This window comes from Streptomyces sp. NPDC059355 (assembly GCF_042752335.1).
GTDB lineage: Bacteria > Actinomycetota > Actinomycetes > Streptomycetales > Streptomycetaceae > Streptomyces.
In genome coordinates this window covers 24,087-50,628 of sequence record NZ_JBHYXN010000054.1, presented here as the reverse complement: position 1 = coordinate 50,628, position 26,542 = coordinate 24,087, and the positions used below count along the sequence as shown (strand labels likewise).

Below are 26,542 nucleotides of genomic sequence, written 5' to 3'. Positions count from 1 at the left end.
GTCGGAATATGACCGACTGACCACTGCGTCCTCGCTGTGTAATTGCCTGCAAGCATCACCCGAAGGCGACCTCACAGGTCTTTTTCAAAGGAACCCCATCCACCGAAATGGACGGGGTATCAACTTTTGGCGTTGATTTTTGGCACGCTGTTGAGTTCTCAAGGAACGGACGCTTCCTTTGTACTCACCCTCAGTAACACTTACTGGGGCTTTCCTCCGGGCTTTCGTTCTTGCGTTTCCGACTCTATCAGAGTCAGTTCCGCTTGCTTTCCGGGGTCTTCGCTTTCGCGTTTTCCCTTTCCGGCGGTTCCGACTCTATCAGGGCTTTTCCGGCTCCCTGACCACTCACTCGATTTACCGGGAAGGCAATACGAAGAGCAGCACGGATCAAGATCTGCACTGAAGAGGAGGAATCCCGTCCATCGGATGTTCGCGAGAAGTTCACGCGGCACGTCCTGGCGGGAGTCACGACAGTACAGGGCCCGTGGTGCCCAAGCAAATCGATTCAGGCGTATGGTCTAGTCCACTACGTCGTTGCGGTCGCATGGCGTGCCCTCCCGCAGGGGGGTGCACATCGGGCGAACCGGGACGTGTCATGACATACCCTTCTGAAAGTACGTCGTCGCAGCACAGATTGTGACGACGACACGTTGAAGCCCCACCCCTGGGAGGCCCCCCATGACCAGCGTGACGTCCCCACTCGCCGGGCGCGCCATCGGACTCGCGGCAGTGCCCGATCCGGTGTTCTCCGGCGCAATGGTGGGTCCGGGCACCGCTATTGACCCCGTACGCGAGCCGTCGGAGGCGGTGGCCCCCGTCGACGGTGTGGTCGTCTCCCTGCACCCGCACGCGTACGTCGTCGTCGACGGCGAAGGGCACGGTGTGCTCACCCACCTCGGGATCGACACGGTCCAGCTCAACGGCGAGGGCTTCGAGCTGCTCGTCAACAAGGGCGACACCGTGACCCGTGGCCAGGCCGTCATCCGTTGGAACCCGCAGGCCGTCGAGGACGCCGGCAAGTCGCCGATCTGCCCCGTCGTGGCACTCGAGGCGACCGCGGACTCCCTGTCCGCCCTCGTCGAGTCCGGTGACGTGAAGACCGACGACGCCCTGTTCAGCTGGCAGTGACCTCGTCCGCCTGCACGGGCGGGTCGGACATCCACCGCGGCGGCTGGGCCCGCCGCTCAATCGGAGACGGGTGAAATGGAGACAACGCTGCGAGGCGTCGGCGTGAGCCACGGTGTGGCGATCGGCGAGGTCCGGCACATGGGCACGGCGGTTCTCGAGCCGCCGGCCAAGCAGATCACCGCGGACGAGGCGGAGCGCGAACAGGGGCGCGCCCGCAAGGCCGTGGAGGCTGTGTCCGCCGACCTGATCGCGCGCGGCCAGCTGGCAGGCGGCGAGGCCCAGCACGTGCTGGAGGCCCAGGCGATGATCGCCACGGACCCCGAGCTGATGGCGGACGTCGACCGGCGCATCGCCGTCGGCAGCACGGCCGAGCGCGGGGTGTACGACGCGTTCGCCTCGTACCGCGACCTGCTCGCGGGGGCCGGGGAGTACATGGCCGGCCGGGTGGCCGACCTGGACGACGTACGGAACCGCATCGTGGCGCGGCTGCTGGGCGTGCCGATGCCGGGTGTGCCGGACAGCGACGAGCCGTACGTGCTGATCGCGCGGGACCTGGCTCCCGCCGACACCGCGCTGCTCGACCCGACGCTCGTCCTCGGCTTCGTCACCGAGGAAGGCGGCCCGACCAGCCACAGCGCGATCCTCGCGCGGGCGCTGGGCGTGCCGGCGATCGTGGCGCTGCCGGGTGCGGGCGAGATCGCCGAGGGCACGGTCATCGCCGTCGACGGCAGCACCGGTGACCTGTTCGTCGAGCCGACCGCGGAGAAGCGGGCCGAGCTGGAGGCCGCGGCCGCCGAGCGCAAGTCCTCTCTCGCGGCCTCGTCCGGTCCGGGAGCGACCTCCGACGGTCACAAGGTGCCGCTGCTGGCCAACGTGGGCGGTCCGGCGGACGTGCCGGCGGCCGTGGAGGCCGGGGCCGAGGGTGTGGGTCTGTTCCGCACCGAGTTCCTGTTCCTGGACGACAGCAGGAAGGCGCCGTCCGAGGAGAAGCAGATCGAGTCGTACCGCAAGGTGCTCGAGGCCTTCCCCGAGGGCCGTGTCGTCGTACGTGTCCTGGACGCCGGCGCCGACAAGCCGCTGGACTTCCTGACGCCGGCCGACGAGCCGAACCCGGCTCTGGGCGTGCGCGGTCTGCGTTCGCTGCTGGACCACCCGGACGTGCTGCGGACGCAGCTGACCGCGCTGGCCAAGGCGGCCGAGGGACTGCCGGTCCACCTCGAGGTCATGGCTCCGATGGTGGCCGACCGGATCGACGCGAAGGCGTTCGCGGACGCGTGCCGTGAGGCCGGGCTGCAGGCGAAGTTCGGCGCGATGGTGGAGATCCCCTCCGCCGCGCTCCGGGCGCGCTCGATCCTCCAGGAGGTCGAGTTCCTGTCGCTGGGCACCAATGACCTGGCGCAGTACACCTTCGCCGCGGACCGTCAGGTCGGTGCGGTGTCGAGGCTCCAGGACCCGTGGCAGCCGGCGCTGCTCGACCTGATCGCCATGTCGGCCGACGCGGCCAAGGCGGAGGGCAAGAGCTGTGGTGTCTGTGGTGAGGCCGCTTCCGACCCGCTGCTGGCCTGTGTGCTGACGGGTCTGGGTGTCACCTCTCTGTCGATGGGTGCCGCTTCGATTCCCTACGTGCGGGCGACGCTCGCCAAGTACACGCTGGCCCAGTGCGAGCGTGCCGCGGCCGCGGCGCGTGCGGCGGACAGTGCCGAGGAGGCCCGCGTGGCCGCCCAGGCGGTGCTGTCCGGCGAGTAGCCGGGACAGGTGGTGTCGATCGAGGGGCCTTCGCCGGTGGCGGGGGCCCCTCGGTCGTCTCCTCTCCTTGCTTGTCCCCGTCCCCTCCTTGAGGGCTAGTGGTGCGGGGTGGGGTCGTCCACCTCGTAGCCGGGGCAGTATTCGACTCCGGATTCGGGGGCGACGGGGTCCCCGGTGTCGGCATCGGTGCAGTAGGCGTTGAACACGGCCGCCGCGGAGAGCGGGACCAGGCGGCCGCGGTCCAGGCGCCAGCCGTGGACCCGGTCGCCGAATCCCTCGGTGGTGCTGCGCAGCACCAGTCCTCCGGGACCGCCGAGGGCGAGGCCCGCGGCCAGGACGGTCACGAAGTCGAGGCTTTCGCGGCCCTCGATGCGTGGTGGGCCGTCCCGGTCCGCGACGGCCTCCGCGTGCAGGACGGCGACGAGCTGTTCGTCCTGGGCCGGGACGCTGCAGACGAGGTGGTGGTGTCCCGGCCCGGCTCCCTCGACGAGGCGGGTGAGGGTTTCGGTGGCCCGGGTGAAGGAGGCGTGGCCGATGTCCTCGCCGCAGTCGGCGCAGCTGCCGACGCCGGCGAGCAGGGTGGTGGCGTACTCCCAGGTGGCCTGGCGGACGGCCTCGTCGACGAGGAGCGGGACGAGCTCGTCGATGGGCTGCCCGGTGTAGGGCAGTACGGTGCCGGCGCCGGCCAGCTCGGCCGTGAAGCGGGTACGGGCTCGGGCGGTGTCCGGGTCGATGCCGTGTTCCCTGCAGAACTCGGCGTACTCGTCGGGGTCGAAGAGGGCGACGGTGGTGTGGATGCCCTGGGCCGCGAGGGACCGGAGCAGGCCGTCGACGTGGCGGAGGTAGTCGTCGTGGTCGCCGAAGGTGAAGCTGCGGTAGCCGCGCATGGCCGCGAAGTCCCCGGCGTCGGCCAGGAGGCCGACGGTGCTGGGGACTTCGCGGCGCAGCATGCGGCGCCGGGTGGTGCGGCCGCCGGCCCGTGCGGTCCGGGCGGTGGTCTGACTGGTGTCGTGGCGTGTCCGTGGCATGGCTCCCCCTGAGTGGCGCATTCGATTGCTCACTCACGGTAACCATGACCACTGACAGTGACCTCAGCCGCGGGTGCGGGTGCGGGCCAGCTCCTCGTAGAAGTGCAGGAGTTCGAGGTTGTCGACCGAGCCCGGGTTGACCGCCTTCGCCATCGGCGTGCCCTGGAGGAGGCGCTTGACCGGGACCTCGATGCGCTTGCCCGTCAGGGTGTGCGGGATGCCCGGAACCTCGATGACCTCGTCGGGGACGTGGCGCGGGGAGAGCTCCTCGCGGATCGTCGCCTTGATGCGGCCGCGGAGGTCGTCGTCGAGCGTCGCGCCGGGCGCGAGGTGGACGAACAGCGGCATCCAGTAGCCCCCGTTCGGCTCCTCCAGGCCGATGACCAGGGACTCCTTGATCTCGGGGAGGCGTTCGACGGCCTCGTAGATGTCGGCGGACCCCATCCGGACGCCCTGCCGGTTCAGCGTGGAGTCGGAGCGGCCGTGGATGACGACGGAACCGCGGTCGGTGATCGTGATCCAGTCCCCGTGGCGCCAGACGCCGGGGAACATCTCGAAGTAGCTGTCGCGGTAGCGGCTGCCGTCCGGGTCGTTCCAGAAGTGGATCGGCATGGAGGGCATCGGGTTGGTGACGACGAGCTCGCCGACCTCACCGATCAGCGGCTTGCCGGACGGGTCCCAGGACTGGAGGTCGGTGCCGAGGCAGGCGGCCTGGAGCTCGCCGATGTGGACGGGGAGGGTGGGGACGGCGCCGGCGAAGCAGCTGCAGACGTCGGTGCCGCCGCTGACGGAGGCGATCCAGAGGTCTTCCGCCACCTCGTCGTGCAGCCAGCGGAACCCGTCGGGCGGGAGCGGCGAGCCCGTGGTGGCCACGCACTTCACTGCGGAGAGGTCGAAGTCCCGTCCGGGGTGCACCTCCGCCTTGCGGCAGGCCATCACGTACGCGGCGGAGGTCCCGTACAGGGTGGCCCCGGTCCGCTCGGCGATCCGCCACTGGGCCCCGGTGTCGGGGTAGCCGGGGCTGCCGTCGTACAGGACGACCGTCGTCCCGGTGAGCAGGCCGGAGACGAGGAAGTTCCACATCATCCAGCCGGTGGAGGTGTACCAGAAGAACCGGTCCTCGGGGCCGAGGTCACAGTGCAGGCCGAGCTGCTTCAGGTGCTCCAGCAGGATGCCGCCCTGGGACTGCACGATGGCCTTGGGCAGGCCCGTCGTACCGGAGGAGTACAGCACCCAGAGCGGGTGATCGAACGGGACCGGCTCGAAGACGGGCTCGGCGGTGCCGGCGACCAGGTCCGACCAGGCGAGGGCGCCTTCGGGGGCCGGCGTGCCGAGCAGCGGGATGTGCACGACGGCGCGCAGCGTGGGGAGCTCGGCGCGCAGTTCGGCGACGGTGTCGCGCCGGTCGTGCTCCTTGCCGCCGTAGCGGTATCCGTCCACGGTGAACAGGACCACGGGATCGACCTGCTGGAAGCGGTCGAGGACGCTGCGGGCGCCGAAGTCGGGGGCGCAGGAGGTCCACACGGCACCCACGGCGGCGGTGGCGAGGAGCGCGGCGACGGCCTCGGGGATGTTGGGGAGGTAGCCGCTCACCCGGTCGCCGGGGCGTACGCCGAGGGCGCGCAGCTCGGCGGCGAGTGCGCCGACCTGGCGGCGGAGCTCTGCCCAGGTGACGGGGGTCGCCTCGTGGGTCTCGTCCACGTGGAGGAGCGCGGCGTCGTCCGCGCGCGCCGGGTCCTCGGCGGCGCGCAGGGCGTGCTCGGCGTAGTTGAGGGTGGCGCCCGCGAACCAGTGCGCGCCCGGCATGGAGCGGTCCGCGAGGACGGATTCGTACGGGGTGGTGAACCGGACGTCGAACCACTCGGCGACGGCCTGCCAGAAGGTGTCGAGCTCGTCGACGGACCAGCTGTGCAGGGCGGGGTAGCCGCCGTCCGCGGGGGCTCCGAACCGGTCCGCGGCCCAGGCCTGGAAGGCGGTGATGCGGGCCGCGGCGATCCGGTCGGGGCCCGGGGACCAGAGGGCTTCCGGCGGGGTGGCTGAGGTCATGGGTCGGCTCCCGGTCAAGTCTGCGGCTCGCGCGTCGTGTGCGTGATGTGTGCGGGGCGTGCGTTCGGCGCCGTCGTGCGGTGGGTGTGCGCGACGGCCCACAGGGACGATGCCATGTGATCCACCTCCGCACCAGGGGCCTCTTGGACGAGTGAACGGAAGTTGAACGCCGCCCGCTCGCCGGGCGGCCGGTGACAGGGTGAGCAGCATGAACGGTCGCGATCTGGTGCGTGCGGTGAAGGAAATCGGTACGGAGCGCGGACGGCGTGCGTGGCGCTCGGCCTGGCGCCACCGGCGCGCGGACGCGCTGGGGCTCCCGCGCCGGGGCGCGGAGCGGGCCCGCGTGCCGGGTCTGCTGACCGGTACCGAGCCGCGGCCGGGCGGTGGGGTGCTGCGGTTCGCCCGCTCGGAGCTGCTCGTACGGGTCACGGCCGGCGGCGCGGTGTTCTGGGGCTGGGACGGGGCCGGGCCGACACCCTCGTACGCGCTGGTCGGCAGTGGCCCCGAGCCCGATCCGCGGGCCGCCCTGGAACCGGACACCGGCGGCGGCTGGCGGGTGGTCTCCGAGCGGGTGACGGTGGCGGTGTCCCGGCACGGGGCGATCGAGGTCCGCACGCCCGGCGGGACGGTGCTGCGCAGGGAGCTGCCGCCGCGCTGGTGGGAGCCGGTGGAGCCGGTCGCCGGGGAGCCGGCGGAGTCGCGCTGGCTCCAGCGGTCGGAGGTGCCGGCGGACGCCCGGTTCTTCGGGCTGGGCGGGCGGGCCGGCGGGCCGCGGCTGCGCGACGGGGTGTACCGGCTGTGGAACACGGACCCCAAGGGCGGCTTCGGGCCGGGCGACGACCCGCTGTACATCACGATGCCGGTGCAGATGGTGGTCGCGGACGCGGGGACCCACCTGGTGTTCCACGACAACCCTTGGGACGGGCGGGTGGCGCTGCGCGAGGGCGAGGAGGGCGCCGGCTCGGGCGCGGACCGGCCGGGGGCGAGCGAGCTGCGCATGGAGGGCGGGCCGCTGCGGTGCTGGGTGCTGGTGGGGACGCCGGCCCGGGTGCTGCAGGGCTGGTCGGGGCTGACCGGCGGGGCCGCCGTACCGCCCGAGTGGGCGCTCGGGTACCAGCACGCGCGCTGGGGGTTCGGGAGTGCGCAGGAGGTGCGGCGGGTGGTGTCGGGCTACACGGCGCGCGGGCTCCCGCTGTCGGCCGTGCACCTGGACATCGACCACTACGACGAGCACCGTGTGTTCACGGTGGACAAGGAGCGGTTCCCTGACCTGCCGGGGCTGGCGCGGGAGCTTGCGGACCAGGGTGTACGGCTGGTGTCGATCGTCGACCCGGCGGTGAAGGCGGGCGACGCCGTCCACGCGTCGGGCCTGGCGGTGGGGGCGGGCGGGGCCTTCGTACGGGACGCCCGGGGGCAGGAGGTGCGGGGCGAGGTCTGGCCCGGCGAGTGCGCGTACCCGGACTTCACGGATCCGGCGGTGCGCACCTGGTGGGGCGGGCTGTACCGGGAGCGGCTGGAGCAGGGCTTCGCCGGGGTGTGGCACGACATGAACGAGCCGGTGTCCTTTGCTCCGTTCGGGGACATGACGCTGCCCCGTTCGGCGCGGCACGCGATGGACGGGGCGGGCGGGGACCACCGGTCCGCGCACAACGTGTACGCGCTCGGGATGGCGCGGGCGGGCTGGGAGGGGCTGGTCCGGCTGCGGCCGGACGAGCGGCCGTTCCTGTTCTCCCGGTCGGGGTGGGCGGGCATGCAGAGGTACGGGGGCACCTGGTCGGGGGATGTGGAGACGGGCTGGGAGGGGCTGCGGGCCTCGCTGGCGCTGGTCCTGGGGCTCGGCCTGTGCGGGGTGCCGTACTCGGGGCCGGACGTCGGCGGTTTCGGGGGCTCGCCCTCGCCGGAGCTGTATCTGCGGTGGCTTCAGCTGGGCTCGTACCTGCCGCTGTTCCGGACCCACTCGGCGATCTGGGCCGGGCGGCGGGAGCCGTGGGAGTTCGGGCCGGAAGTGGAGGAGCGGGCCCGGGAGGTGCTGGCGGAGCGGGAGCGGTTGCGGCCGTACTTCCTGACGCTGGCCCAGCTGGCGCGGCGGACGGGCGCCCCGTACGTGCGGCCGCTGTGGTGGGGGGCGCCGGAGGACCGGGCGCTGCGGGACTGCGAGGACGCGTTCCTGCTCGGCGACGCGCTGCTGGTGGCGCCGGTGCTGGAGTGCGGGGCGGACCGGCGGGCGGTGCGGCTGCCGCGGGGGCGCTGGTACGACACCGCGACGGGGAGGGCGTACGAGGGCCCCGGGCAGGTCCTGCTGGACGCGCCGCAGGGCCGGATCCCGGTGCTGGCCCGGGCCGGGGCGGTGCTTCCGGTGCGCTCCGCCGGCGGTGGGGTCGGGTTGGAGGCGTGGGCTCCGGCGCGGGGGCGCACGGGCGGCGGGGTGGTGATCCGGGATCCGGGGCCGGGGTTCGAGGCGGGCGGGGTCGAGCGGTACGCGGTGCGGTGGGCGGGGGACGCGGTGGTGGTGGAGACCGAGGCCGGGGAGCCGGTGGAGGGGGTGGAGGTACGGGGGCTCGGGCCGGGGGCCGGGCAGGGGTCGGGGGAAGGCGTTCCGGGGCGGCCTCAGGGGGTGTGGCCTTAGGGGGTGTCCGGCGGACCAGGGCCGCAGGGCCGCGGGCGCGGCGGCTCCGGCCGCGGCCGGAGCGCCCTCAGGGGGTCGTTCGGATCAAGCGGTGTAGCGGCCGGCGAACCAGGACGCCGTGGCTCGGGTGTGGAGGGGGAAGGCCAGTTCCGCCGGGGTGCGCAGGACGTGCCAGCCCGAGGTCTCGTCCGTCGGGGCCGAGGGCGGGAGGGAGGCCTTCGGGCGGGACGGCAGCAGGCCGAAGAGCAGCAGGTGGCCCGCCGGGGAGCTCATGGCGTCGGCCAGGGTGACCTCGGAGGCCGGGGCGTGGATGCCCGTCTCCTCGCGCAGCTCGCGGACGACCGCGTCGCGCCAGTCCTCGCCGAAGTCCATGAAGCCGCCGGGCAGGGCGATGCCCCCGAGGGCCGGCTCGATGGTGCGGGTGATCACCACCAGTCCGGTGCCCGCCTCGTCCTCGACCGGGAGCAGCGTGACGGCCACCGGGAGCGGGTTGCGGTAGGTGACGGCCCCGCAGGAGGCGCACGTACGGGGCCAGGCGGTCGTGTCGAACGGTGCTCCGCAGGTGGAGCAGTGCGAGTCCCTCTGCTGTGCCGGCATACGGCGATCGTATGCCAAGGGGTCTGCGGGTGAGCGCAGTTGCAGCGCACGTCCTCGGGCTTCCCGGTCCCTGTCGCCCCCGGCCCGCCGTGAGTACCGTGCCCGCATGACTTTCGCTTCGTACGAGGAGTTCTGGCCCTACTACGTCGCCCAGCACTCCCGCGCCGCCACCCGCTGGATCCACCTCACCGGAACCCTGACCGGGCTCGCCCTGACCGCGTACGGCCTGGCGCGGGGCCGGAAGCGGTTCCTCGCCGCGCTGCCCCTGATCGGGTACGGGACGGCCTGGCCGGCCCATTTCCTGATCGAGGGGAACAACCCGGCCACCTTCGGACACCCGGCGTGGTCGCTGCGCGGGGACGTGCAGATGATCCGGATGATGCTGGCCGGGCGCGACGCGGAGCTGGGGGAGATCGCGCAGAAGTGGCTTGCCGAGAACCCGTGCCAGGACTGCCCGCCCGTGACAGACTTCTGACGATCCGTCAGATGGCTGGGCCGGCTGGGGAGGGGTTCCCTTGGGACGTACACGTACACCCGTCGTGAGCGGGTGGTTCACCGAGGACGGACCGGAGGGCGGCGGCTTCCGGCTGCTCGGCACCCGGTGTTCCGCCTGCACCGCGGTGTTCTTCCCGCGCGAGGACGCGTACTGCCGCAATCCGCACTGCCCCGGCGGCGGATCGCTCGCCGAGGTGCCGCTGTCCCCGCGCGGCCGGGTGTGGTCGTACACCGACGGGCGGTACCGGCCGCCCGCGCCGTACGCGTCCGACCCGGACGCGCCCTGGGAGCCGTACACCCTGGTCGCGGTGGAGCTGGAGGCCGAGGGGATGGTGGTGCTCGGGCAGACGGCTCCGGGGGTCACGGTCGCCGATCTGGCGGTCGGGATGGAGGTCGAGGTGGTCGGCGGCGTGCTGAACGAGGACGCGGACACCGGGACCGTGTGGACCACCTGGCGGTTCAGGCCGACGGGAGGCGCCGCGTGAGCGCCGACATCGCCGTCCTCGGGGCCGGAATGCACCCCTGGGGCAAATGGGGCCGCAGCTTCGTCGAGTACGGGCGGGCCGCGGCCCGGACCGCACTGGCCGACGCCGGGCTGGAATGGGCCGACGTCCAGTCGATCGTCGGCGCCGACACCGTGCGCTCCGGCTACCCCGGCTACGTGGCCGGCGCGACCTTCGCCCGGGCCCTCGGCTGGCAGGGCGCGCGGGTGACCAGCGTGTACGCGGCCTGCGCCTCCGGCGCCCAGGCCATCGGCGCGGCGCGGGCGCAGATCCTGGCCGGGCTGGCCGACGTCGTCCTGGTGGTCGGCGCGGACGCGGCGCCCAAGGGGTTCTTCGCCCCGGCGGGCGGGGACCGGCCGGACGATCCTGACTGGCTGCGCTTCCGCGTGCTGGGCGCCACGAACCCGGCGTACTTCGCCCTCTACGCGCGGCGCCGGATGGCCGTGTACGGGGACACGCCGGAGGACTTCGCGCAGGTGAAGGTGAAGAACGCCGCGGCCGGCGCCCTGAACCCGCTCGCCCGGTACCGCAAGCCGGTCACGGCCGAGGAGGTCGCGCAGTCGGCGGTCGTCGCCGATCCGCTGCGGCTGCTCGACATCTGCGCCACCTCGGACGGGGGCGCGGCGCTGGTCCTGAGCAGCATGGACTTCGCGCGCTCGCGCGGGGTCGGCGATCCGGTGCGGATCCGGGCGGTGTCGACGGTGACGCCGACGTATCCGCGTACGGTCCTCGACCTCCCGGACATCGCCACGGACTCGGTGACCGCCGTACGGCCGGCGCCGGGCTCGTTCCGCGCGTCGATCGCGCGGGCCGCGTACGAGGAGGCCGGGCTCGGGCCGGGGGACCTCTCGCTCGCCGAGGTGTACGACCTCTCCACCGCCCTGGAGCTGGAGTGGTACGAGGACATCGGCCTGTGCGCCGAGGGCGAGGGGGCCAAGCTCGTACGGGAAGGAGCGACGGCGCTCGGCGGGCGGGTCCCGGTCAACGCCAGCGGTGGCCTGGCCTCGTTCGGCGAGGCGGTGCCGGCACAGGCCATCGCCCAGGTGTGCGAGCTGACCTGGCAGCTGCGCGGCACGGCCGGGGACCGGCAGGTACCGGGGGCCCGGGCGGGGATCACCGCGAACCAGGGGCTGTTCGGGCACGGATCGGCCGTCGTCGCGGTGCGGTGACGGGAGCCGGCGGCGGGGCCGTCCCGTGACGCCGGCGGCCACGCCGGGGTCACGGCCGGCGCCGGGCGGCGACCCTGAACAGGTGCTGTTGTCGGAACGCTTGACGGCCCCCGGAGGCAGGTTCACACTCGCTCCACAGCCTCCCGCCGCGTACGACGCCCCGGAGGCCCTCCAGCCCCCCATGAGAGCCGCGGCCCGTACCCCAGTCGGCGGGGGTACGGGCCGCCTCCTGTGCGCGGGGGCCTCAGGTCCCCGCGGTCAGGCTCCGGCGGCGGGCCCGCGCCAGCGACATCGCGTGTTCCACGACCCCCACCAGCACGTCCTTGACGGACTCCCGGTCCCGGGCGTCGCACAGCAGCACCGGTACCTCGGGGTCGAGGTCCAGCGCCTCCCGCACGGTCACCACCGGATGGCGTTCGGCGCCGTCGAAGCAGTTGACGGCGACCGTGAAGGGGATCCCCCGCCGCTCGAAGTAGTCGACGGCGGCGAAGCAGTCGGCGAGGCGGCGGGTGTCGGCGAGGACCACGGCGCCGAGCGCGCCCTGGGCCAGCTCGTCCCACAGGAACCAGAAGCGGTCCTGTCCGGGCGTGCCGAAGAGGTACAGCACCAGGTCCTCGCGCAGCGTGATGCGACCGAAGTCCATCGCCACGGTGGTGGTGCTCTTGCCCTCGACTCCCCCGGTGTCGTCGATGCCGATGCCGGGCTCCGACAGCACTTCCTCGGTCCGCAGCGGTCTGATCTCGCTCACCGCACTGACCAGGGTGGTCTTGCCCACCCCGAAGCCGCCCGCGACCAGGATCTTCAGGGTCAGCGGCTCGACCGGTGACACGGCATGCATGGCACCGGTGCGGCTAGAGCGCCCGAAGGCCATCGATCACCTCACGCAGAATGGATTCATCGGGCAGTTCGGCCGGGGGTACCGGCCGGTTCACATGGATCAGTTCCTCGTCGGCCAGGTCGCCGATCAGGACACGTACGACCCCGACCGCGAGGTCGAGTTCGGCCGCGAGTTCGGCGACCGACTGCGGCCGCTCCCGGCACAGCCCGAGGATGTGGGAGTGCTCGGGGGACAGGGTCAGGTCCCAGACCGGATCGTCGGCCGCCGGTTCGGCGACGACGAGCGCGATCAGGTCCAGCCGGTGCTGGCCGGCGTGGCTCGTCCGGCCGCGGGTCATGGCGTACGGGCGTACGACGGGGCCGGCCTCGTCGTCGAACCAGTGCGGGTGGGCGGGGTCGTGCGACCGGCCTGGATCGTTCTCGGCCGGATCGTTCTGGCCTGGATCGCTCATGCCGTCCGCCTCACCCTCCGGCTGGCAGCCCGGAGCGGGGAGCGGTCGCCAGGTGGTCGCCTACCCGCTTGACCATGAGGGTCATCTCGTACGCGACCTGCCCGACGTCGGAGTCGGCGTCGGAGAGCACGGCCAGGCAGCTGCCGTCGCCGGCGGCCATGACGAAGAGGAAGGCCTCGTCCAGCTCGACCACGGTCTGGCGGACGCTGCCGGACTCGAAGTGGCGGCCGACGCCCTTGGCCAGGCTGTGGAAGCCGGAGGCCACGGCGGCCAGGTGCTCGCTGTCCTCGCGGGTCAGGTCCTTCGAGCTGCCGGTGGGCAGGCCGTCGCCGGAGAGGACCACGGCCTTGCGGATGCTGCCGACCCGGTCGACGAGCTCGTCGAGGAGCCAGTTGAGCGTACCGGAGCCGCGGCCCCGGGTGTCGTTGCCGGTCTGCGGTGCGGTCATCGACCGTCCCCCTCGTTCTCGTATCCGGGACCTGTGGCGGCGGAAGTGCCTTCCCCGGCTCCGGACTGCTGCTGCTGTGCCTGCTGGGTGCGGCCCGCCGTCCAGCCGCGCTGGAGTGCGGACATGCGCGTACGTACCTCGTCCGCGTCGCGGTGGACCATCTGGTCCGCGGCGGCTTCGGCGGGCGCGGAGGCCTGGGCGTTCTTCAGTTGGGGCGCCAGGTTGGCCTGGCGGACGCGCTTGGGCAGCCCGCCCGGCCCCTGGGCGGGCGGCTCGGGCTCCGCCGCGGGCTGCGGGACCGCGGTGACCGGGCGGGGCTCCACGCGGCGGCCGTGCTCGGCGACCAGCGTGGGGGCGGGCCTGCGGCGCGGCAGCGGCACGGCGCCCACGGACCGGGGCCCGTCGGGGCGGGCGCCGCGGACCGGGTCGGCCCGGTGGCTGTCCAGCCGGACCGGGCCGGTGGGGGCCAGCGGCTCCCGCTCCGGGCCGCCCTTGCGGTCGGTGTGCGTGCGGTCGGCCGGACGCAGGCCCAGCAGGGCGCTGCGCGGGGTGCCGTTCGGCGGGGTCTCGTCGTCCAGGGTGGCCATGGCGGGTCGGCTGCCGATGCCGGTGAGCCCGGCGATCCCGGTGGTGATCTCGTCGAGGGCGGCCGGGTCGTCGAGGCCGTCCAGCCCGAGCACGCCGAGCGGGGCCTCCAGTTCGACCGGGCCGCGCAGTTCCGGGGCGGCCAGCGAACGGCCGGCCGGGGCGCGCTCCACCGCTGCCGGGGCGGGCCGGGCGGGGCCGCGCCCGTTCTTGGCGCCCTGGCCTGCTGCCCGGCCGCCCTTGCCGTCACCGAGGCGCAGGCCGGTGCCGTTGGTCTCGGGTGCCTCGGTGAGCAGGGCCGCCGGGAGGAACACCACGGCGGTGGTGCCCCCGTACGGGCTGGGCTGGAGGACGACCTTGACGCCGTGGCGCTGGGCGAGGCGGCTGACGACGAACAGGCCGAGGCGGTCGGTGTCGGAGAGCTCGAACTCGGGGGTGTCGGCGAGCCGGAGGTTCGCGTCGAGCAGCGCCTCCGGGTTCATGCCGAGGCCGCGGTCGTGGATTTCGAGGGTGAAGCCGTTGGCGACGCGTTCGCCGAGCACCTGGACGGCGGTGTGCGGCGGGGAGAACACGGTGGCGTTCTCCAGGAGTTCGGCGACGAGGTGGGTGACGTCGGCGACGGCGGGGCCGGCTATGCCGAGCCGCGGCAGCCTCCGTACCTCGATGCGCTCGTAGTCCTCGACCTCGGCGACGGCGGCCCGTACGACGTCCATGAGCTGGACGGGCTTGCGCCACTGGCGGGAGGGGGCCGCGCCGGAGAGGATCACGAGGCCTTCGGCGTGGCGGCGCATGCGGGTGGTCATGTGGTCGAGGCGGAAGAGGTCGGCAAGCTCCTCGGCGTCCTCGGTGCGCCTCTCCATGGTGTCGAGCAGGGTCAGCTGTCGGTGCAGCAGGACCTGGTTGCGGCGGGCCAGATTGACGAACACCTCGGAAACGCCGCGACGCAGCTCCGCCTGTTTGACGGCGGCCTCGACGGCGGCGCGCTGGAGGGTGTTGAGGGCCTGGCCGACCTGGCCGACCTCGTCCTTCTCGTACTCCAGGCGCGGGGCCTCGGTCTCGATGTCCACGTGCTCGCCGGCGGCGAGACGGCGCATGACGGCGGGCAGCCGGACGCCGGAGACCTCGTGGGCCTCCTTGCGCAGCCGGGACAGGTCGCGGACCAGGTCGCGGCCGATGCGCACGGAGAGGACGACGGAGAAGACGAGGGCGATGAAGCCGAGGACACCGGCGATGGCCGCCTGGACGAGGACGTCCATGGCGACGGGTTCGACGCGCTTCTGGTAGCGGTCGCCGGCGGCGGTGCCCATGGCGGCGAGGTCGTCGAGGACCTTGTTCGCGGCCTCGTCCCACTGCGCGGCGGTGATGCGCGGGTTCTTGCCGGAGCCGCCGGTGATGAACCGCTCTTCGGCGTCGCGCAGCGGCTTGGTATCGGCGCCGCCCCAGTACTGCTCGAACTGCTCGCGGTCGTCGGCCGGGAGGATCGCCAGGTTGAAGTCGTAGAGCAGGGTGCGGTTGGCGGCGAAGTCGGAGACGTGCCGGACGTCCGCGGGGGTGACGTTGCGCGCGGCGAGGGCGGCGGCGACGACGGCGTCCTCGCGGGAGAGCGTCTCGCGGGCGCGGGTGACGCCGACGAGGGCGCGGCCCTGCTTGTCCATCTCGACGTTCTCGAGGGCGTGGAGGTTCAGGAGGAAGTCGTAGCAGGGGTCGACGAGTCGGCTGTAGAGCTCGAGCGCCTGGTTCGGGTCGAGGGTGTTCTGGTCGACGGAGCGGCGCAGTGCGCCGATGCCGTGGAAGGCGTCGAGGATGGAGTCGAGGCGCTGGGCGGCTTCCGGGGCGAGCTCGTCGGAGACCTCGGGGTCCTTGGCGTTCTTGCTGATGCGGTCGACGAGCTCGTCGGTGGCGGCGCGGCGCTTGGCGAGTTCGACGGTGGCGGTGGAGGCGCGGGGGTCGCCGAGGACGACGAGGGTCTGGCGGCGTTCCTTCTGGATGACGCGGACGACGTCCTCGACGGGGTATCCGACCTTGTCGATGACGTAGGCGACGTCGAGGAGTTCGAGGGCCTGACGGCCGGTCAGCACGGTCGCGAAGCCCCAGAGGGCGGTGAGGGAGACGAGCGGCACAAGGAGCAACGCCACGATCTTCCGGCGGATGGACTTCCCGCGAAAGCGCATGGCCTCCCCAGCCTCCCCCAGCTCAACCCCGTTGTCGGGGGTCGGTGTTCCGTCATTTAAACGGCGTGAGCCTACTACTGCCGGGGAGCGGCTTCGAAGGCGTGTCCGGACGTTTTCGGCCGGGTGTCAGGGCGTAGATCACCAGTTGTCCGACACATCCGGTCAAGTGCAGCCCGTTATGTGGCAGATGACACTTGGTGGGGTGTCAGTTCCCGCAATCGAATGGATGGCTGGAATTCTTCGTTCCGGGATGGGCAGGTGCTGGGGAGAAGTCTGGTGGATACGGGAATCTCCGGGCGGTTTCGAACGTCTAGCTGGTTGAGGGGACGGGGCAGGGGGAGCGTGCGATGGGGATGTACGAGGACGACGGGGTCATGGCGGGCGCGCGGGGGCGGCCGCTGTGGGAGGAGGAACCGGCCCGCAGGCGCCGGATGCCGGACCCGGTGCGGGATTCGGCGGTGCGGGCGGTGCTGATCGTGGCCGTCACGCTGACGGGGGCGACGGTCACCTTCTTCCTGGTGGTGACCGGCTCCTGGCTGGCCCTCCCGATGGCGCTCTGCGCGATAGCGGGGACTGTGGTGGCCACCTGGGGCGTGCTGGACGTGCTGATCACCCAGCAGATGTGGAACCAGCGGTACGGGGTGGTGTCCGAGCCGAGCAGTACGGCCCGCGGGCGGCGGCGCGAGCGGCGCCGGGCCCGCCAGGAGGCCCGCCCCGACCCGCACGGCGGAGCGGGCGGCGGAGCGGGCCGAATACCGCGGGGCGGCGGCGAGGCAGCGGGCCCCCGGCCTGCCGCGTGGCCGCCGCCGGGTGCGGACCGGCGCTACCGGGCGAGCTGAAACCCGGGCTGACGCCCGTACGGGACGCCCGGTCGGGGGCCCGGCGGGACGCCCCGTACCGGGAGCACCGGGACCTCGCTCAGGAGACGGTCGCGGAACGGCGGAACATGCGGGTGGCCGTGATCTCGCCGTGGATGGTCTCCTCCTCAGGGGACTGCTGGGGCAGGCCCGGGCGCAGGTGCTCTTCCACGCTGATGTACTTCAGGCCCGCCCGCAGGTCCGCGTCATTGCGCAGCCGGATGACCAGCGGGAACTCGGCGAGGGCCGTGGTGTCGAACAGACCCGTGGTGTAAAGGAGTTGCACGCCGAGCGCGTCCGAGACGGCCCGCTGGAGTTCCAGCAGGTACGTGGCGTTCGCGCGCCCGATCGGGTTGTCGAGGAACAGCGTGCCCGCGTGGCGGTGCTTGTCGCGGCCGCGGTCGTTGCTGCGCAGCGCCGCCATCGTGCAGTACAGCGCGATCGCGGCGGTGAGCAGCTGGCCGCCGGAGAACACGTCGCCCATCTGGCCCACAGGGACGCGCTCCGCGCGCAGCACCGCGTCCGGCTTCAGGATCTCGACCGAGATGCCCTTGGGCTCCAGGGCCGCCTGCACTCCGCGGAGCAGCAGGGACATGCCGTCGCGGCGGCCCTCGCCGAAGGAGGCGCTGCTGTTCTTCTTCACGGCCGCGCGGGTCGCCTCGTCGATGACCTCGCCGAGGCGTTCCGTGAGGGTGGCCTGGTCCGGCTCCTCGAAGCGGATGCGCAGGAACTCCTGGCCCGACCACTCCCCCAGGCCCTCGGGGAGCTGGGAGAGCCGCTGGGCGGAGCGCAGGGTGGCCAGGGCGGACTCCACCAGTCCGCGCAGCCGGTCGACGATGCTGTCGCGGTTGCGCTCCAGCTGGGCCAGCTCGTCGGTGAGGACGCGCAGCCGCGGCGCGAAGGCCGCCGCCCAGGCCGCGGCGTGCTCGGGCAGGGCGGAGGCGGGCAGTTCGCGGATCTGCTGGCGTGCGGGGGTGCGTACCTGCTCGTAGCGGTTGGAGTTGGCGTGGCGGACCAGGATGTCGCTCGCCTCGCGCACCGCCGCCTCGGCGGCCGAGAGGTCGGCGGCGCAGCCGCGCAGGGAGCGGCGGGCCTCGGCGGCGGACTGGCGGGCCTCCTCCAGCGTGCCCGGGTGGGCCGCCGGTTCCTGCTCGTCGTCGGGGTGGGTGTGGTCGCGCAGCAGGTCCCGCAGCATCGCCGCGGTCTCGTCGAAGCCCCCGGCGCCGTCCTCGGCGGTGCGGTGGGCGCGCAGCAGGTCGGCGTGGGCGGCCCGGGCGGTCTCCACGGCCGCGGTGTGCGCGGCGAGCTGGGCGGTGGCGGTGCGCAGGAGGGCCTGCGCCTGTTCCACGTCCCCGGGGATCAGGTCCTCGGGCAGGTCGGTGTGGGCTTCACCCTCGGTGGGGGCGTGCCGTTCGGCCTCGCCGCGGAGCCGGCCGAGCTGCTCGCTGGCGACCTGCGCGCGGGTCTCCAGCATCTGTACGAGGGACTCGGCGCGGGCGGCGGCCGCCTGCCGGGAGGGCCCGTCGGCGCCGTCGGTGCCTTCGAGGAGCTGGGCGGCGCGGGTGCGGACCTTGTTGGTGAGCCGGTCGAGTTCGGCGAGGGCGGCGCTCTCGTCGCTCTCGGCGCGGGCCTGTTCGGCGCGCAGGTCGGCGCCGACGCCGACCTTCTCGTAGAGCCGGGAGGCGGCCCGGTAGGCCTCGCGCAGGTCGGGCAGGGGCGCCTTGGCGGCGCCGTCTTCCTCGGGCAGCGGCTCGGGGGCGCCGGCGATCTCGGCGCGCTCGGCGCGCAGCGCGCGGGCGGTGCGGCGGGCGTCGTCGGCGGCGCGCTGGGCGGCGCGGCGGTCCTCGTCGGCGGCGCGGGCCCGGTCCAGGCAGACCTCGGCGCGGGCCTCGGACTCGGCGGCTTCGTCGGCGAGTTCGCGGACCTTCGCCTGCCAGCCGGCGCGCTCGCGCAGGCGGAAGGCGAGGCCGGCGAGGGCGTCGGCGGCGCGGCGGGCCCGCTGGGCGGCGTCCTGGCGCTCGTCGCGGACGCGGGCGGCGTCGGCGGCGGTCTCGTCGGCCTCGGCGCGTACGGTACGGGCCTCCGCGAGCTCGGCGTCCGCCTCCTCGGCGAACGCGCGGGCGGCCTCGGCCTGCTGCGCGAGCTCGGCGAGGCGGCCGGGCGGGCAGCCGGTGCGCCAGGAGGCGAGGCGGGCGGCGAGTTCGCGGTCTCCGGCGAGGCGGGCGGCCAGGTCCCGGATCTCGGTGTCGCGGGCGGTGGCGCGGGTGCGCAGCGCCTGGCGCTCCTCGTCGGCGGCGTGCTCGTCGTGCATGGCCGGGTTCGGCGGTACGAGGAACACCCCGGCGTCGGACTGATCGGCGGGCGGCACGGGGGCGAGCAGGGCGGCGGCCGTGCCGACGGCGACGGTGGAGCGGGGCAGCAGGGCGGCCGCGGAGAGGACCTCGCGGGCCCGGGCGTGGGTGTCGGGGTCGGTGATGACCACGCCGTCGACGAGCTCGGGGCGGGCCGCGAGGACGGCTGTGTGGTCGGCCGGGTCCACGGACTGGGCGAGGTAGCGCCAGCCGGGCAGGGCCGGGATGCCGTGTTCGCCGAGGTACTCGACGGTGGCGAGGACGTCGGGGCCGGGCGGCAGCAACCCGCCGTCGCCGAGCGCGCCGAGGATGCGGGCGTCGTCGGCGGCGGCGGTGCGCAGCTCGAACAGCTGCCGCTCGGCCGCCCCGACTCCGCGGGTGAGCATCTCGCGCAGCTCGTCCGCGTTCCGGTCGAGGTCCGCGACGGTGAGCCCGCCGCCCGCGGCGGTACGGGAGCCGGCCGGGTCGTGCGCCGGCGCGAGGGCGGCCCCGGCCGCGGGCGAGCCCGTCGAAGCGGACGGGCCCGCGGGCGTGCCCGGTTCGGCCGGGGTGCCCGTACGCGGGTGGGGAAGGAAGGTTTCGGGGACCGGCGGGAGGCCCAGGAGCTCCGCCAGGCGGGGGGAGGCGGCCAGGGAGGCGGCCGCCCGGTGCTCGGCGTCGTGCGCGGCCTCGGCCGCGTCGGCGGCGTCCGCCGCGCGGGCGGCGGTGAGTTCGGCGCGGGACTCCGCGGCGGCGGCCTCGCGGGCGGCGTCGGCGGTGGTGCGGGCGGCGGCGCGGGACTCGTCCCAGGCGGCGACGGTGGTCTTCTCGGCGTCGCTCGCGGCCAGGGCCGCCCGCGCCGGGTCCGCGTCGGGCGCCGAGTCGTCGAGCCAGCCGGCCCGTACGGCCTCGGCGGTCTCCTGCTGGACCTCCGCGAGCCGGGCCCGCAGGTGCTCGGCCTCGCTGCGGGCCCGCTGGGCCGCCGTCGCGGCGGCGGTGGCATCGCGGTGCGCGGCCTCGCCCGCCTCCTGGAGGGCGGCGGACCGCTCCTCCTCCTCGTTGGCGACGCGCTCCCCGTTCTCGGCGGCCGTGTGCAGGGCCCGCACGAGCCCGGCGGCGGCCGTCGCGCGGGCGGCGAGCGCCGGGGCGGCGTCCCGCTCGGCCTCCAGGATCGCGGCGGCGACCCGGGCGGAGCGGTCGGACGCGGCGCGGTGGCGCAGCACGATCTCGGCGGCCTGCCACGCGGAGTGCAGGGTGCGGGCTTCGAGGAGCTCGCGGCGCTGGGCGGCGGCGGCCTTGTCGGCGACGGTCAGCGCCAGCGAGGCGTGCCGGTAGGCGAGCTCGGCGGAGACGGCGGCGCTGCGGGTCCGCGCGGACTCGGCGGAGGTGACTGCGTGGGCGGCGCCGGTGACCCGCTGCGCGAGGTCGGCGGCGCGGCCGCGCTCCTCGGCGGCGCGGGCCGACAGCCGCCGGGCGAGGGTGCGCGTACGGCGCTCGGCGCCCGCGTGGACGTCGCGGAGCCGGGAGCGGGTCTCGGCGGCCTCGACGATCTTGGTCAGCAGGTCCACCGAGCCGGCCGTGAAGTCCCGTTCGGCCATCAGCTCGGCACGGCGGCCGAGCTTGTTGCCGAAGCCGTGGACCAGGTCGGCGAGGCCGTCGGTGTCACGGGTGTCGGTGACGGCGCGCAGCAGCAGGTCGGTGAAGTCGGAGTCCTTCTTGACCGCGAAGAGGCCGGCGGCCTCACCCTCGTCGGCGTTCATCTCACGCTGGTAGCGGAAGAGTTCGGGGTCGAGGCCGAGCTCGGTGAGGTGCTCGTTCCAGCGGTCGTGGATCTCCTCGAAGTACACCTCCAGGTGCGGGTACGCCTTGCCGGCCTCGGTGAGGGCGTCACGGAAGCCCTTCATCGTGCGGCGCCGGCCCCGGGCGCCGGAGGCGCCTTCGACGGGCGGGCGGACGGCGGTGGCCTCGGCGACGGGGAGGTTGTCCAGGCTCAGGCCCGGGCCGGGGCGGAAGGAGTACCAGGCCTCGGCGAACTTGCGCGGGTCGTTGGAGACCTGGCGGCCGCGCCATTCGCTGACCTTGCCGACGACCACGCACTCGCCGGTCCGGGTGTGCTGCCACTCCAGGGCCACGTGGCCGCAGTCGTCGGCGAGCAGGAACTTGCGCAGGACGCCGGAGCTGGCGCCGCCGAGGGTGTTGCGGTGGCCGGGGAGCATCACCGAGAAGATCAGCTTGAGCAGGACGGACTTGCCGCCGCCGTTCTCCAGGAAGAGCACGCCCGCGGGCGCCGGGCGGCGCGGCGGGCCCGTGGGCTCGTCCGCGAAGAACTCCGCCTGCGCGGGCGCCGGGTGGGGCACCGGCTCGCCGACTCCGCGCAGGTCGAGCACGGTGTCGGCGTAGCGCGCACCGGCGGGCCCGATGGAGTAGAGGCGGATCCGGGACAGCTCGTACATGGCGGCGGACTCTCGTGAATTCTCGGTACGGAGGGGTACGGAGGGCAGGTCGGGCGGCGGGACTCAGGCGTGGAAGGGCAGGCCGGCGTCGGCGGCGAGCTCCAGGTCGTCTCCCTCGGGCGGCGGCAGGAGGCTGGCGGAGCCGTCGCTGACGGGGACCACGCCGAGTTCCAGGAGCTCGGCCATGGCCGCGCTGCCCGCCATGTCGCGGACCTGGAGCTGGTAGCGGGGGGTGGTGCGGTACGTACCGCCGGCGTCGTCGCCGGTGCGCTGCAGGAACCCGGAGTCCGTGAGGAAGGCGGCGGCCTTGCCGACGATGCCGGTGGTGGAGCCGGCCAGGCGGCGGGCGTCCTTGGTGGCGCCGGTCGCACTGCGGCGGGCGTAGACCCGCCAGGCGGCTTCGAGGCCGGGGGCGTCGGTGGCCGGGTCGGTGTTCTCGCCGAGCTCCTCGGCGCGCTCCTCAAGGCGGCGGCAGGTCTGCCGGACGAAGGCGTCGACCCCGTTGACGGTGATCCGGCCGATGTAGCCGTCGTCGGCGAGGTCCTCGGGGCGGGGGTAGGCGAGGGCGGCGACGGCGAGGTGGGCGAGGCCGTGCAGGAACCGGTCGGCGGAGTCGGCGGTCGTACGGCGGGCGTAGTCGCCCATCCGGACGGCGAACACGGAGTCCTCGCCGGCGGCGACGGCCATGCCGGCGCGCGGGGACACCTCCAGGACGACGAGGCCGAGGCCGGTGGCGACGGCGTCGGCGAGACGGCCGAAGGCGGGCTCCTCCCGGTAGCGGCGCAGCAGTTCGGCGTACTCGGCGTCGCGGGCCGGGAGCAGCTTGGGCTGGAGCCCGAACGCGACGAGCCGGGCCGCGTCCGAGGCGTCGGCGGGCGTGACGGCCCCTGCGGGGGTCTGCGCGACGGGGGCGGGCGCGACGGGGGCCGCCGGCGCGTCGGCCTCGCTCCACGCGGGGTGTTCGGCGTGGTGGTCGCTCACGGGTACTGCCTCTCGTGGTGTGCGGTGGTTGCGGCGGCGGGCGGATTCGCTCGCCCGCCCCGCCCCTTCCCGCTGTGCTGGATCATGCGGCTCGGCCGCGCGGCGTGGGCGGGCTCCTGCGCCCGGGCGGGGCTCATGCCGCCTCCGTGCGGTCCGCGGTCATCGCGGCCGCGTCCAGGAGGGCCGTGCCGACGATCAGGTCCGCGCCGCCGAACTCCGGGTCTTCGAGCTGTGTGCCGTCGTCCACGGCGAAGAGCAGCCGCTCCTCGCCCTGGCGGTACGCCGTGCCGACGGCCGGGCTCGCCGCGTGGACGGCCAGCAGGGCCACCAGGTACGGCAGGTCGGGGTCGCTGCGCCGGGCCTCGGCGAGCAGGCCCGACAGCCGGCGCGGGGCGTCGTGCGGCAGGTCCAGGAGCTCCATCGCGGCGGCGAGCTGCTCCTCGCTGAACCGGCTGTCGTCCGGGGTGGCGATGAGGTCCGGCTCCGGCATCTCCGCGCCGAGGTGCTCGCGCTCCACCGGCGGGGTCAGCAATATCTCGACCAGGTCGGCGACGCGCACCGAGACCGGGGTACGCAGTCCGACCGCCGTTGCGAAGAAGGCGTCCGTGACCCGGGAGGCCTGGGCGAGCGGCAGCGGCAGCACGGGCGCCACGAGCTGCCCGTACAGGTCGATCCCGGAGCGCGGCGCAGGGGCCGCGAAGGCCTGCCGGTCCTGCTCCGCGCGGAACAGCGGACCCGCGTCGAGCAGCCTCGACTGGAGCTGGGTGTGGCGGCGGATGCAGTCCTTGACGATGTCGACGAGCTCGGCGGCGCGCCGCTTGTTGTCGGGCTCTTCGGCCTCGTCCCGGGCCCGGCGGATGTTCGTCAGGATCGCGTTCTCGTGCCGGTAGCGGTCGGCGACGTGGTCGAGGGCCTCCTCGATCATGTCCGGCACGGACTCGAGCCAGTCCACCGCCCGGACGTTGCGCCGGGTCGCGTCCAGCGTGCGGCGCAGGGTCTCCGCGTACTGCACCGTGCGGTACCGGGCCTGCTCGGCGGCGAGCTGGGCGTCGGCCAGCCTGCCGCGGCTGATGAGGACCTCCAGCTTCACCTCGGCGGCGATCTGCGCGCTGGTGACGTCCGTGTCGAGGGCGCCGACCAGTACGTTGACGGCCTCGTCCGTCGTACGGAGGTAGACCGCCCCGCCGTAGCCGGGGACCTCTTCGATCAGCTTGAAGTCGTAGTCCCGGCGGACGTACACCCCGTCCGGGCCGAAGGTTCCGTAGATTGCGCGGAAGCCCCGGTCGACGCTGCCGACGTTGATCAGGTTCTCCAGCACCCAGCGGGCCACCCGCTCGTGCTCGGCCGCCGGGCGGTCCGGTGCCTGCGCGGCGACGCGCGGCAGCAGCCGGGCCACTATCTGCTCGTGGTCCGCGCCGGTGTCGAAGTCCATGTTGAGCGTGACGAGGTCGATCGCGGCGAGCGCGACCTCCGCCATCGCGTAGATCCCGTACTCGCCGGCGAGATTGGCCTTGCGTACGTCGAGGTCGTGCAGCGGGGCGGTGCAGGCGAGCGCGCGCAGCCGCCGTGCCAGGCCCTCGTCGGCGGCCGGGCCCGGCGCCGGGGAGGGAAGGGGCTTCGCCGGGGCGGGGAGAGTCACGGACAAAGACTAGGCGCTGACACCGACAACATCCCAAACGGCATGGTTCGGCCGGATCGGTCCCGGCAGGCGCCGCCGGTTCCGCCGGACGCGCACTGTTCCGCGCCGCCACGTTCTACGCTCACGGCATGGTTTCCATGATCGCACCTTTGATCGACCTCAACGCCGATCTGGGCGAGGGCTTCGGGCGCTGGACCCTGACCGACGACGAGGCCCTGCTGTCCGTGGTCACGAGCGCCAACGTGGCCTGCGGCTTCCACGCCGGGGACCCGTCCATCATGCGCCGGGTCTGCGAGCTGGCCGCGGAGCGGGGCGTACGGATCGGCGCGCAGGTCTCGTACCGGGATCTGGCGGGCTTCGGGCGGCGCTCGATGGACGTGCCGGCGGGCGAGCTGGCCGACGAGGTGGCGTACCAGATCGGGGCGCTGGAGGTCTTCGCCCGGGCGGCAGGCTCCAAGGTGTCGTACGTGAAACCGCACGGTGCGCTCTACAACCGCACGGTCCACGACGCCGACCAGGCGGGCGCGGTGATCGCCGGTGTCCGGCTGGCGGCCGGGGCCGGCGGCCTGCCCGTCCTGGGCCTGCCGGGCTCGCTGCTGCTGGCCGCCGCCGGGGCGGCGGGGCTCACGGCCGTGCCGGAGGCCTTCGCCGACCGGGCATACACACCGGCCGGGACGCTGGTGCCGCGCGGCGAGCCGGGGGCGGTGCTGCACGACCCGGACGCCGTGGTCGCCCGGGCGGTCGGGATGGCGGCCGAGGGCGTGGTGACGGCCGCCGACGGCTCCCCGGTGGCGCTGCGGGCGCGCTCGCTGTGCCTGCACGGGGACACCCCGGGGGCGGCCGGGCTCGCGCTGCGCGTCCGCGAGGCGCTGGGCGCCGCCGGGGTGCGGGTGGAGGCCTTCGCGTGAGGCCGCTGGTGGTGGGCGGCGAGGCGCTGCTGATCGAGCTGGACTCGGCGGCGGAGGTCGCGGCGCTCCACGCGGAGCTGCTCCGGCGGCGGGACGCGGGCGAGCTGGGCGCCGTACGGGACCTCGTGCCGGCCGCGCGGACCGTGCTGCTGGACGGTGTGCGCGAGCCGGGCGCGCTGGCGGAGCGGATCGCGCGCTGGGAGGTGCCGCCGCTCCCGGAGACCGAGGGGCCGCTGGTCACCGTCCCGGTGCGGTACGACGGGCCGGACCTGGCGGAGGTGGCCCGGCTGTGGGGGGTCGCGGAGCGGGAGGTGGCCGAGATCGTGGGGGAAACCGTGTTCCGGGTGGCCTTCTGCGGGTTCGCGCCGGGATTCGGCTACCTGACCGGGCTGCCGGAGCGCTTCCACCTGCCCCGGCGGGCCACGCCCCGTACGGCCGTCCCGGCGGGCTCGCTGGCCCTCGCCGGCGAGTACGCGGGGGTGTACCCGCGCTCCTCCCCCGGCGGCTGGCAGCTGGTGGGGACGACGGACGCGGTGCTGTGGGATCCGGAGCGGGAGCCTGCGGCGCTGTTCGCGCCGGGGGTACGGGTGCGGTTCGAGGAGGTGGCGGGGTGAGCGGCGCGGCGCTGCGGGTGCTCCGGGCGGGGGCGCTGACGACCGTCCAGGACCTGGGGCGGCCCGGGTACGCGCACCTGGGGGTGCCGAGGTCGGGCGCGCTGGACACGGGGGCGCACGCGCTGGCCAACCGCCTGCTGGGCAACCCGGCGGACGCGGCCGCCCTGGAGACCACCCTGGACGGGGTCGCCCTGCGCGCGCTGGCCCCGGTGACCGTGGCGGTCACGGGCGCGCCGTGTGCCGTACGGGTGTCGGGTCGCGCGGTGGCCTGGGGAGCGCCGGTACGGCTTCGGGCCGGGGCGGAGCTGGAGGTGGGCCGGGCGGAGTCGGGTGTGCGCGGCTACGTCGCGGTGCGGGGAGGGTTCTGCGTACCGCCGGTCCTGGGCAGCCGCTCGACGGACCTGCTGTCGGGGCTGGGACCGCCCGTCCTGTCGGCCGGGACGGTGCTGCCGGTGGGCCCGGCCGGTCCGGATCCGGTCCGCGGGGTCGATGTGCCGGCTCTGCCGGGGACACCGGGCGAGCTGGTGCTGCCGCTGCGCACGGGGCCGCGGGCGGACTGGTTCGAACCGGCTTCGATCGCGGCCCTGTGGCGTGCGGAGTTCCGGGTCTCGCCGGCGTCGAACCGCATCGGCCTGCGCACCGAGGCCGGGACCCGGCTGATCCGCGCCCGCGGCGGTGAACTCCCGAGCGAGGGCATGGTCCTCGGCGCGGTCCAGGTCCCCCCGGACGGCCTCCCGGTGGTCTTCCTGGCCGACCACCCGGTGACGGGCGGCTATCCGGTGGTGGGCGTGGTCCCCGCGGGCCCGGCCCTCGACGCGGCGGCCCAGGCCCGGCCGGGGGTGCCGGTGAGGTTCGTGAGGGCCCGGTGAAACGTTCGCGGGGGCTGCGGCCAAGCACCGGGTGAGGGGCCGACCGGGTCGTCGGCGCAG

The 26,542-nt window shown here is 74.3% G+C and carries 20 protein-coding genes; 10 read left to right on the top strand and 10 right to left on the bottom strand.

Annotated features, from left to right (window positions below; translation table 11 throughout):
- Positions 1-678 precede the first annotated feature (678 nt).
- Together ACFXGI_RS34065 and ptsP are read left to right on the top strand one after the other, a co-directional pair.
- On the top strand, positions 679-1,128 hold the full coding sequence (locus ACFXGI_RS34065) for a PTS glucose transporter subunit IIA (protein ID WP_384715346.1): 450 nt from the start codon (positions 679-681) through the stop codon (positions 1,126-1,128).
- Between the two features lie 75 nt (positions 1,129-1,203).
- Positions 1,204-2,874 (top strand): phosphoenolpyruvate--protein phosphotransferase, encoded by a 1,671-nt coding sequence (gene ptsP, locus ACFXGI_RS34060; protein ID WP_384715344.1) that lies wholly within the window; start codon positions 1,204-1,206, stop codon positions 2,872-2,874.
- Between the two features lie 95 nt (positions 2,875-2,969).
- Here ptsP and ACFXGI_RS34055 read toward each other — a convergent pair whose 3' ends face one another.
- Together ACFXGI_RS34055 and ACFXGI_RS34050 are read right to left on the bottom strand one after the other, a co-directional pair.
- Positions 2,970-3,902, bottom strand: a complete 933-nt coding sequence (locus ACFXGI_RS34055; RefSeq protein ID WP_384715342.1) for a hypothetical protein — start codon at positions 3,900-3,902, stop codon at positions 2,970-2,972.
- Between the two features lie 63 nt (positions 3,903-3,965).
- Positions 3,966-5,948, bottom strand: coding sequence for an acetoacetate--CoA ligase (locus ACFXGI_RS34050; protein ID WP_384715340.1), 1,983 nt, complete (start codon positions 5,946-5,948; stop codon positions 3,966-3,968).
- 208 nt (positions 5,949-6,156) lie between these two features.
- Between ACFXGI_RS34050 and ACFXGI_RS34045 the strand changes: the two genes are divergently transcribed.
- Positions 6,157-8,574, top strand: a complete 2,418-nt coding sequence (locus ACFXGI_RS34045) for a glycoside hydrolase family 31 protein (protein ID WP_384715338.1) — start codon at positions 6,157-6,159, stop codon at positions 8,572-8,574.
- An 84-nt stretch (positions 8,575-8,658) separates the two neighbouring features.
- Here ACFXGI_RS34045 and ACFXGI_RS34040 read toward each other — a convergent pair whose 3' ends face one another.
- Positions 8,659-9,171: an NUDIX domain-containing protein gene (locus tag ACFXGI_RS34040; RefSeq protein WP_384715336.1), complete on the bottom strand. Its 513-nt coding sequence runs from the start codon at positions 9,169-9,171 to the stop codon at positions 8,659-8,661.
- Between the two features lie 106 nt (positions 9,172-9,277).
- Between ACFXGI_RS34040 and ACFXGI_RS34035 the strand changes: the two genes are divergently transcribed.
- From ACFXGI_RS34035 to ACFXGI_RS34025, 3 genes are read left to right on the top strand one after another with little or no spacing between them, the layout of a single operon-like run.
- Positions 9,278-9,646 carry an Mpo1-like protein gene (locus ACFXGI_RS34035; protein ID WP_384715334.1) on the top strand — a complete coding sequence of 123 codons (369 nt, stop codon included), beginning with the start codon at positions 9,278-9,280 and terminating at the stop codon, positions 9,644-9,646.
- Between the two features lie 40 nt (positions 9,647-9,686).
- Entirely contained in the window at positions 9,687-10,151 is a 465-nt protein-coding gene (locus ACFXGI_RS34030) for a Zn-ribbon domain-containing OB-fold protein (protein WP_384715332.1), read from the top strand.
- Complete coding sequence (locus ACFXGI_RS34025; RefSeq protein ID WP_384715330.1) at positions 10,148-11,338, top strand: lipid-transfer protein; 1,191 nt, start codon at positions 10,148-10,150, stop codon at positions 11,336-11,338. Before ACFXGI_RS34030 ends, ACFXGI_RS34025 begins: the two co-directional genes overlap by 4 nt.
- Positions 11,339-11,582: 244 nt before the next feature.
- Here the strand turns inward: ACFXGI_RS34025 and ACFXGI_RS34020 are convergent, their stop codons facing one another.
- From ACFXGI_RS34020 to ACFXGI_RS34005, 4 genes are read right to left on the bottom strand one after another with little or no spacing between them, the layout of a single operon-like run.
- Positions 11,583-12,209, bottom strand: a complete 627-nt coding sequence (locus ACFXGI_RS34020; protein WP_030871931.1) for an ATP/GTP-binding protein — start codon at positions 12,207-12,209, stop codon at positions 11,583-11,585.
- Complete coding sequence (locus ACFXGI_RS34015) at positions 12,190-12,627, bottom strand: DUF742 domain-containing protein (protein ID WP_030871927.1); 438 nt, start codon at positions 12,625-12,627, stop codon at positions 12,190-12,192. Before ACFXGI_RS34015 ends, ACFXGI_RS34020 begins: the two co-directional genes overlap by 20 nt.
- Before the next feature lie 10 nt (positions 12,628-12,637).
- On the bottom strand, positions 12,638-13,075 hold the full coding sequence (locus ACFXGI_RS34010; protein ID WP_384715327.1) for a roadblock/LC7 domain-containing protein: 438 nt from the start codon (positions 13,073-13,075) through the stop codon (positions 12,638-12,640).
- A complete protein-coding gene (locus ACFXGI_RS34005; RefSeq protein ID WP_384715324.1) occupies positions 13,072-15,795 on the bottom strand; it encodes a nitrate- and nitrite sensing domain-containing protein in 2,724 nt (907 codons plus the stop codon). Before ACFXGI_RS34005 ends, ACFXGI_RS34010 begins: the two co-directional genes overlap by 4 nt.
- A gap of 383 nt (positions 15,796-16,178) precedes the next feature.
- Here ACFXGI_RS34005 and ACFXGI_RS34000 point away from each other — a divergent pair, with 383 nt between their 5' ends.
- Positions 16,179-16,670: a hypothetical protein gene (locus ACFXGI_RS34000; protein ID WP_384715321.1), complete on the top strand. Its 492-nt coding sequence runs from the start codon at positions 16,179-16,181 to the stop codon at positions 16,668-16,670.
- Positions 16,671-16,749: 79 nt separating this feature from the next.
- On the opposite strand, the gene ACFXGI_RS33995 is transcribed toward ACFXGI_RS34000, so the two are convergent.
- The 3 genes from ACFXGI_RS33995 to ACFXGI_RS33985 form a co-directional block, all read right to left on the bottom strand.
- The gene (locus ACFXGI_RS33995; protein WP_384715318.1) at positions 16,750-21,471 is read right to left on the bottom strand and encodes a hypothetical protein; all 4,722 of its coding nucleotides are present in this window, start codon (positions 21,469-21,471) and stop codon (positions 16,750-16,752) included.
- Between the two features lie 63 nt (positions 21,472-21,534).
- Positions 21,535-22,452, bottom strand: coding sequence for a hypothetical protein (locus tag ACFXGI_RS33990; RefSeq protein WP_384715315.1), 918 nt, complete (start codon positions 22,450-22,452; stop codon positions 21,535-21,537).
- Between the two features lie 133 nt (positions 22,453-22,585).
- A complete protein-coding gene (locus ACFXGI_RS33985; RefSeq protein WP_384715312.1) occupies positions 22,586-24,091 on the bottom strand; it encodes a hypothetical protein in 1,506 nt (501 codons plus the stop codon).
- A gap of 149 nt (positions 24,092-24,240) precedes the next feature.
- Between ACFXGI_RS33985 and ACFXGI_RS33980 the strand changes: the two genes are divergently transcribed.
- The 3 genes from ACFXGI_RS33980 to ACFXGI_RS33970 are packed head-to-tail and all read left to right on the top strand — an operon-like array spanning position 24,241 to position 26,482.
- Entirely contained in the window at positions 24,241-24,999 is a 759-nt protein-coding gene (locus ACFXGI_RS33980; protein ID WP_384715351.1) for a LamB/YcsF family protein, read from the top strand.
- Positions 24,996-25,613 carry an allophanate hydrolase subunit 1 gene (locus ACFXGI_RS33975; RefSeq protein ID WP_384715309.1) on the top strand — a complete coding sequence of 206 codons (618 nt, stop codon included), beginning with the start codon at positions 24,996-24,998 and terminating at the stop codon, positions 25,611-25,613. Before ACFXGI_RS33980 ends, ACFXGI_RS33975 begins: the two co-directional genes overlap by 4 nt.
- Entirely contained in the window at positions 25,610-26,482 is an 873-nt protein-coding gene (locus tag ACFXGI_RS33970) for a biotin-dependent carboxyltransferase family protein (RefSeq protein ID WP_384715306.1), read from the top strand. Before ACFXGI_RS33975 ends, ACFXGI_RS33970 begins: the two co-directional genes overlap by 4 nt.
- The last annotated feature ends 60 nt before the right edge of the window (positions 26,483-26,542 follow it).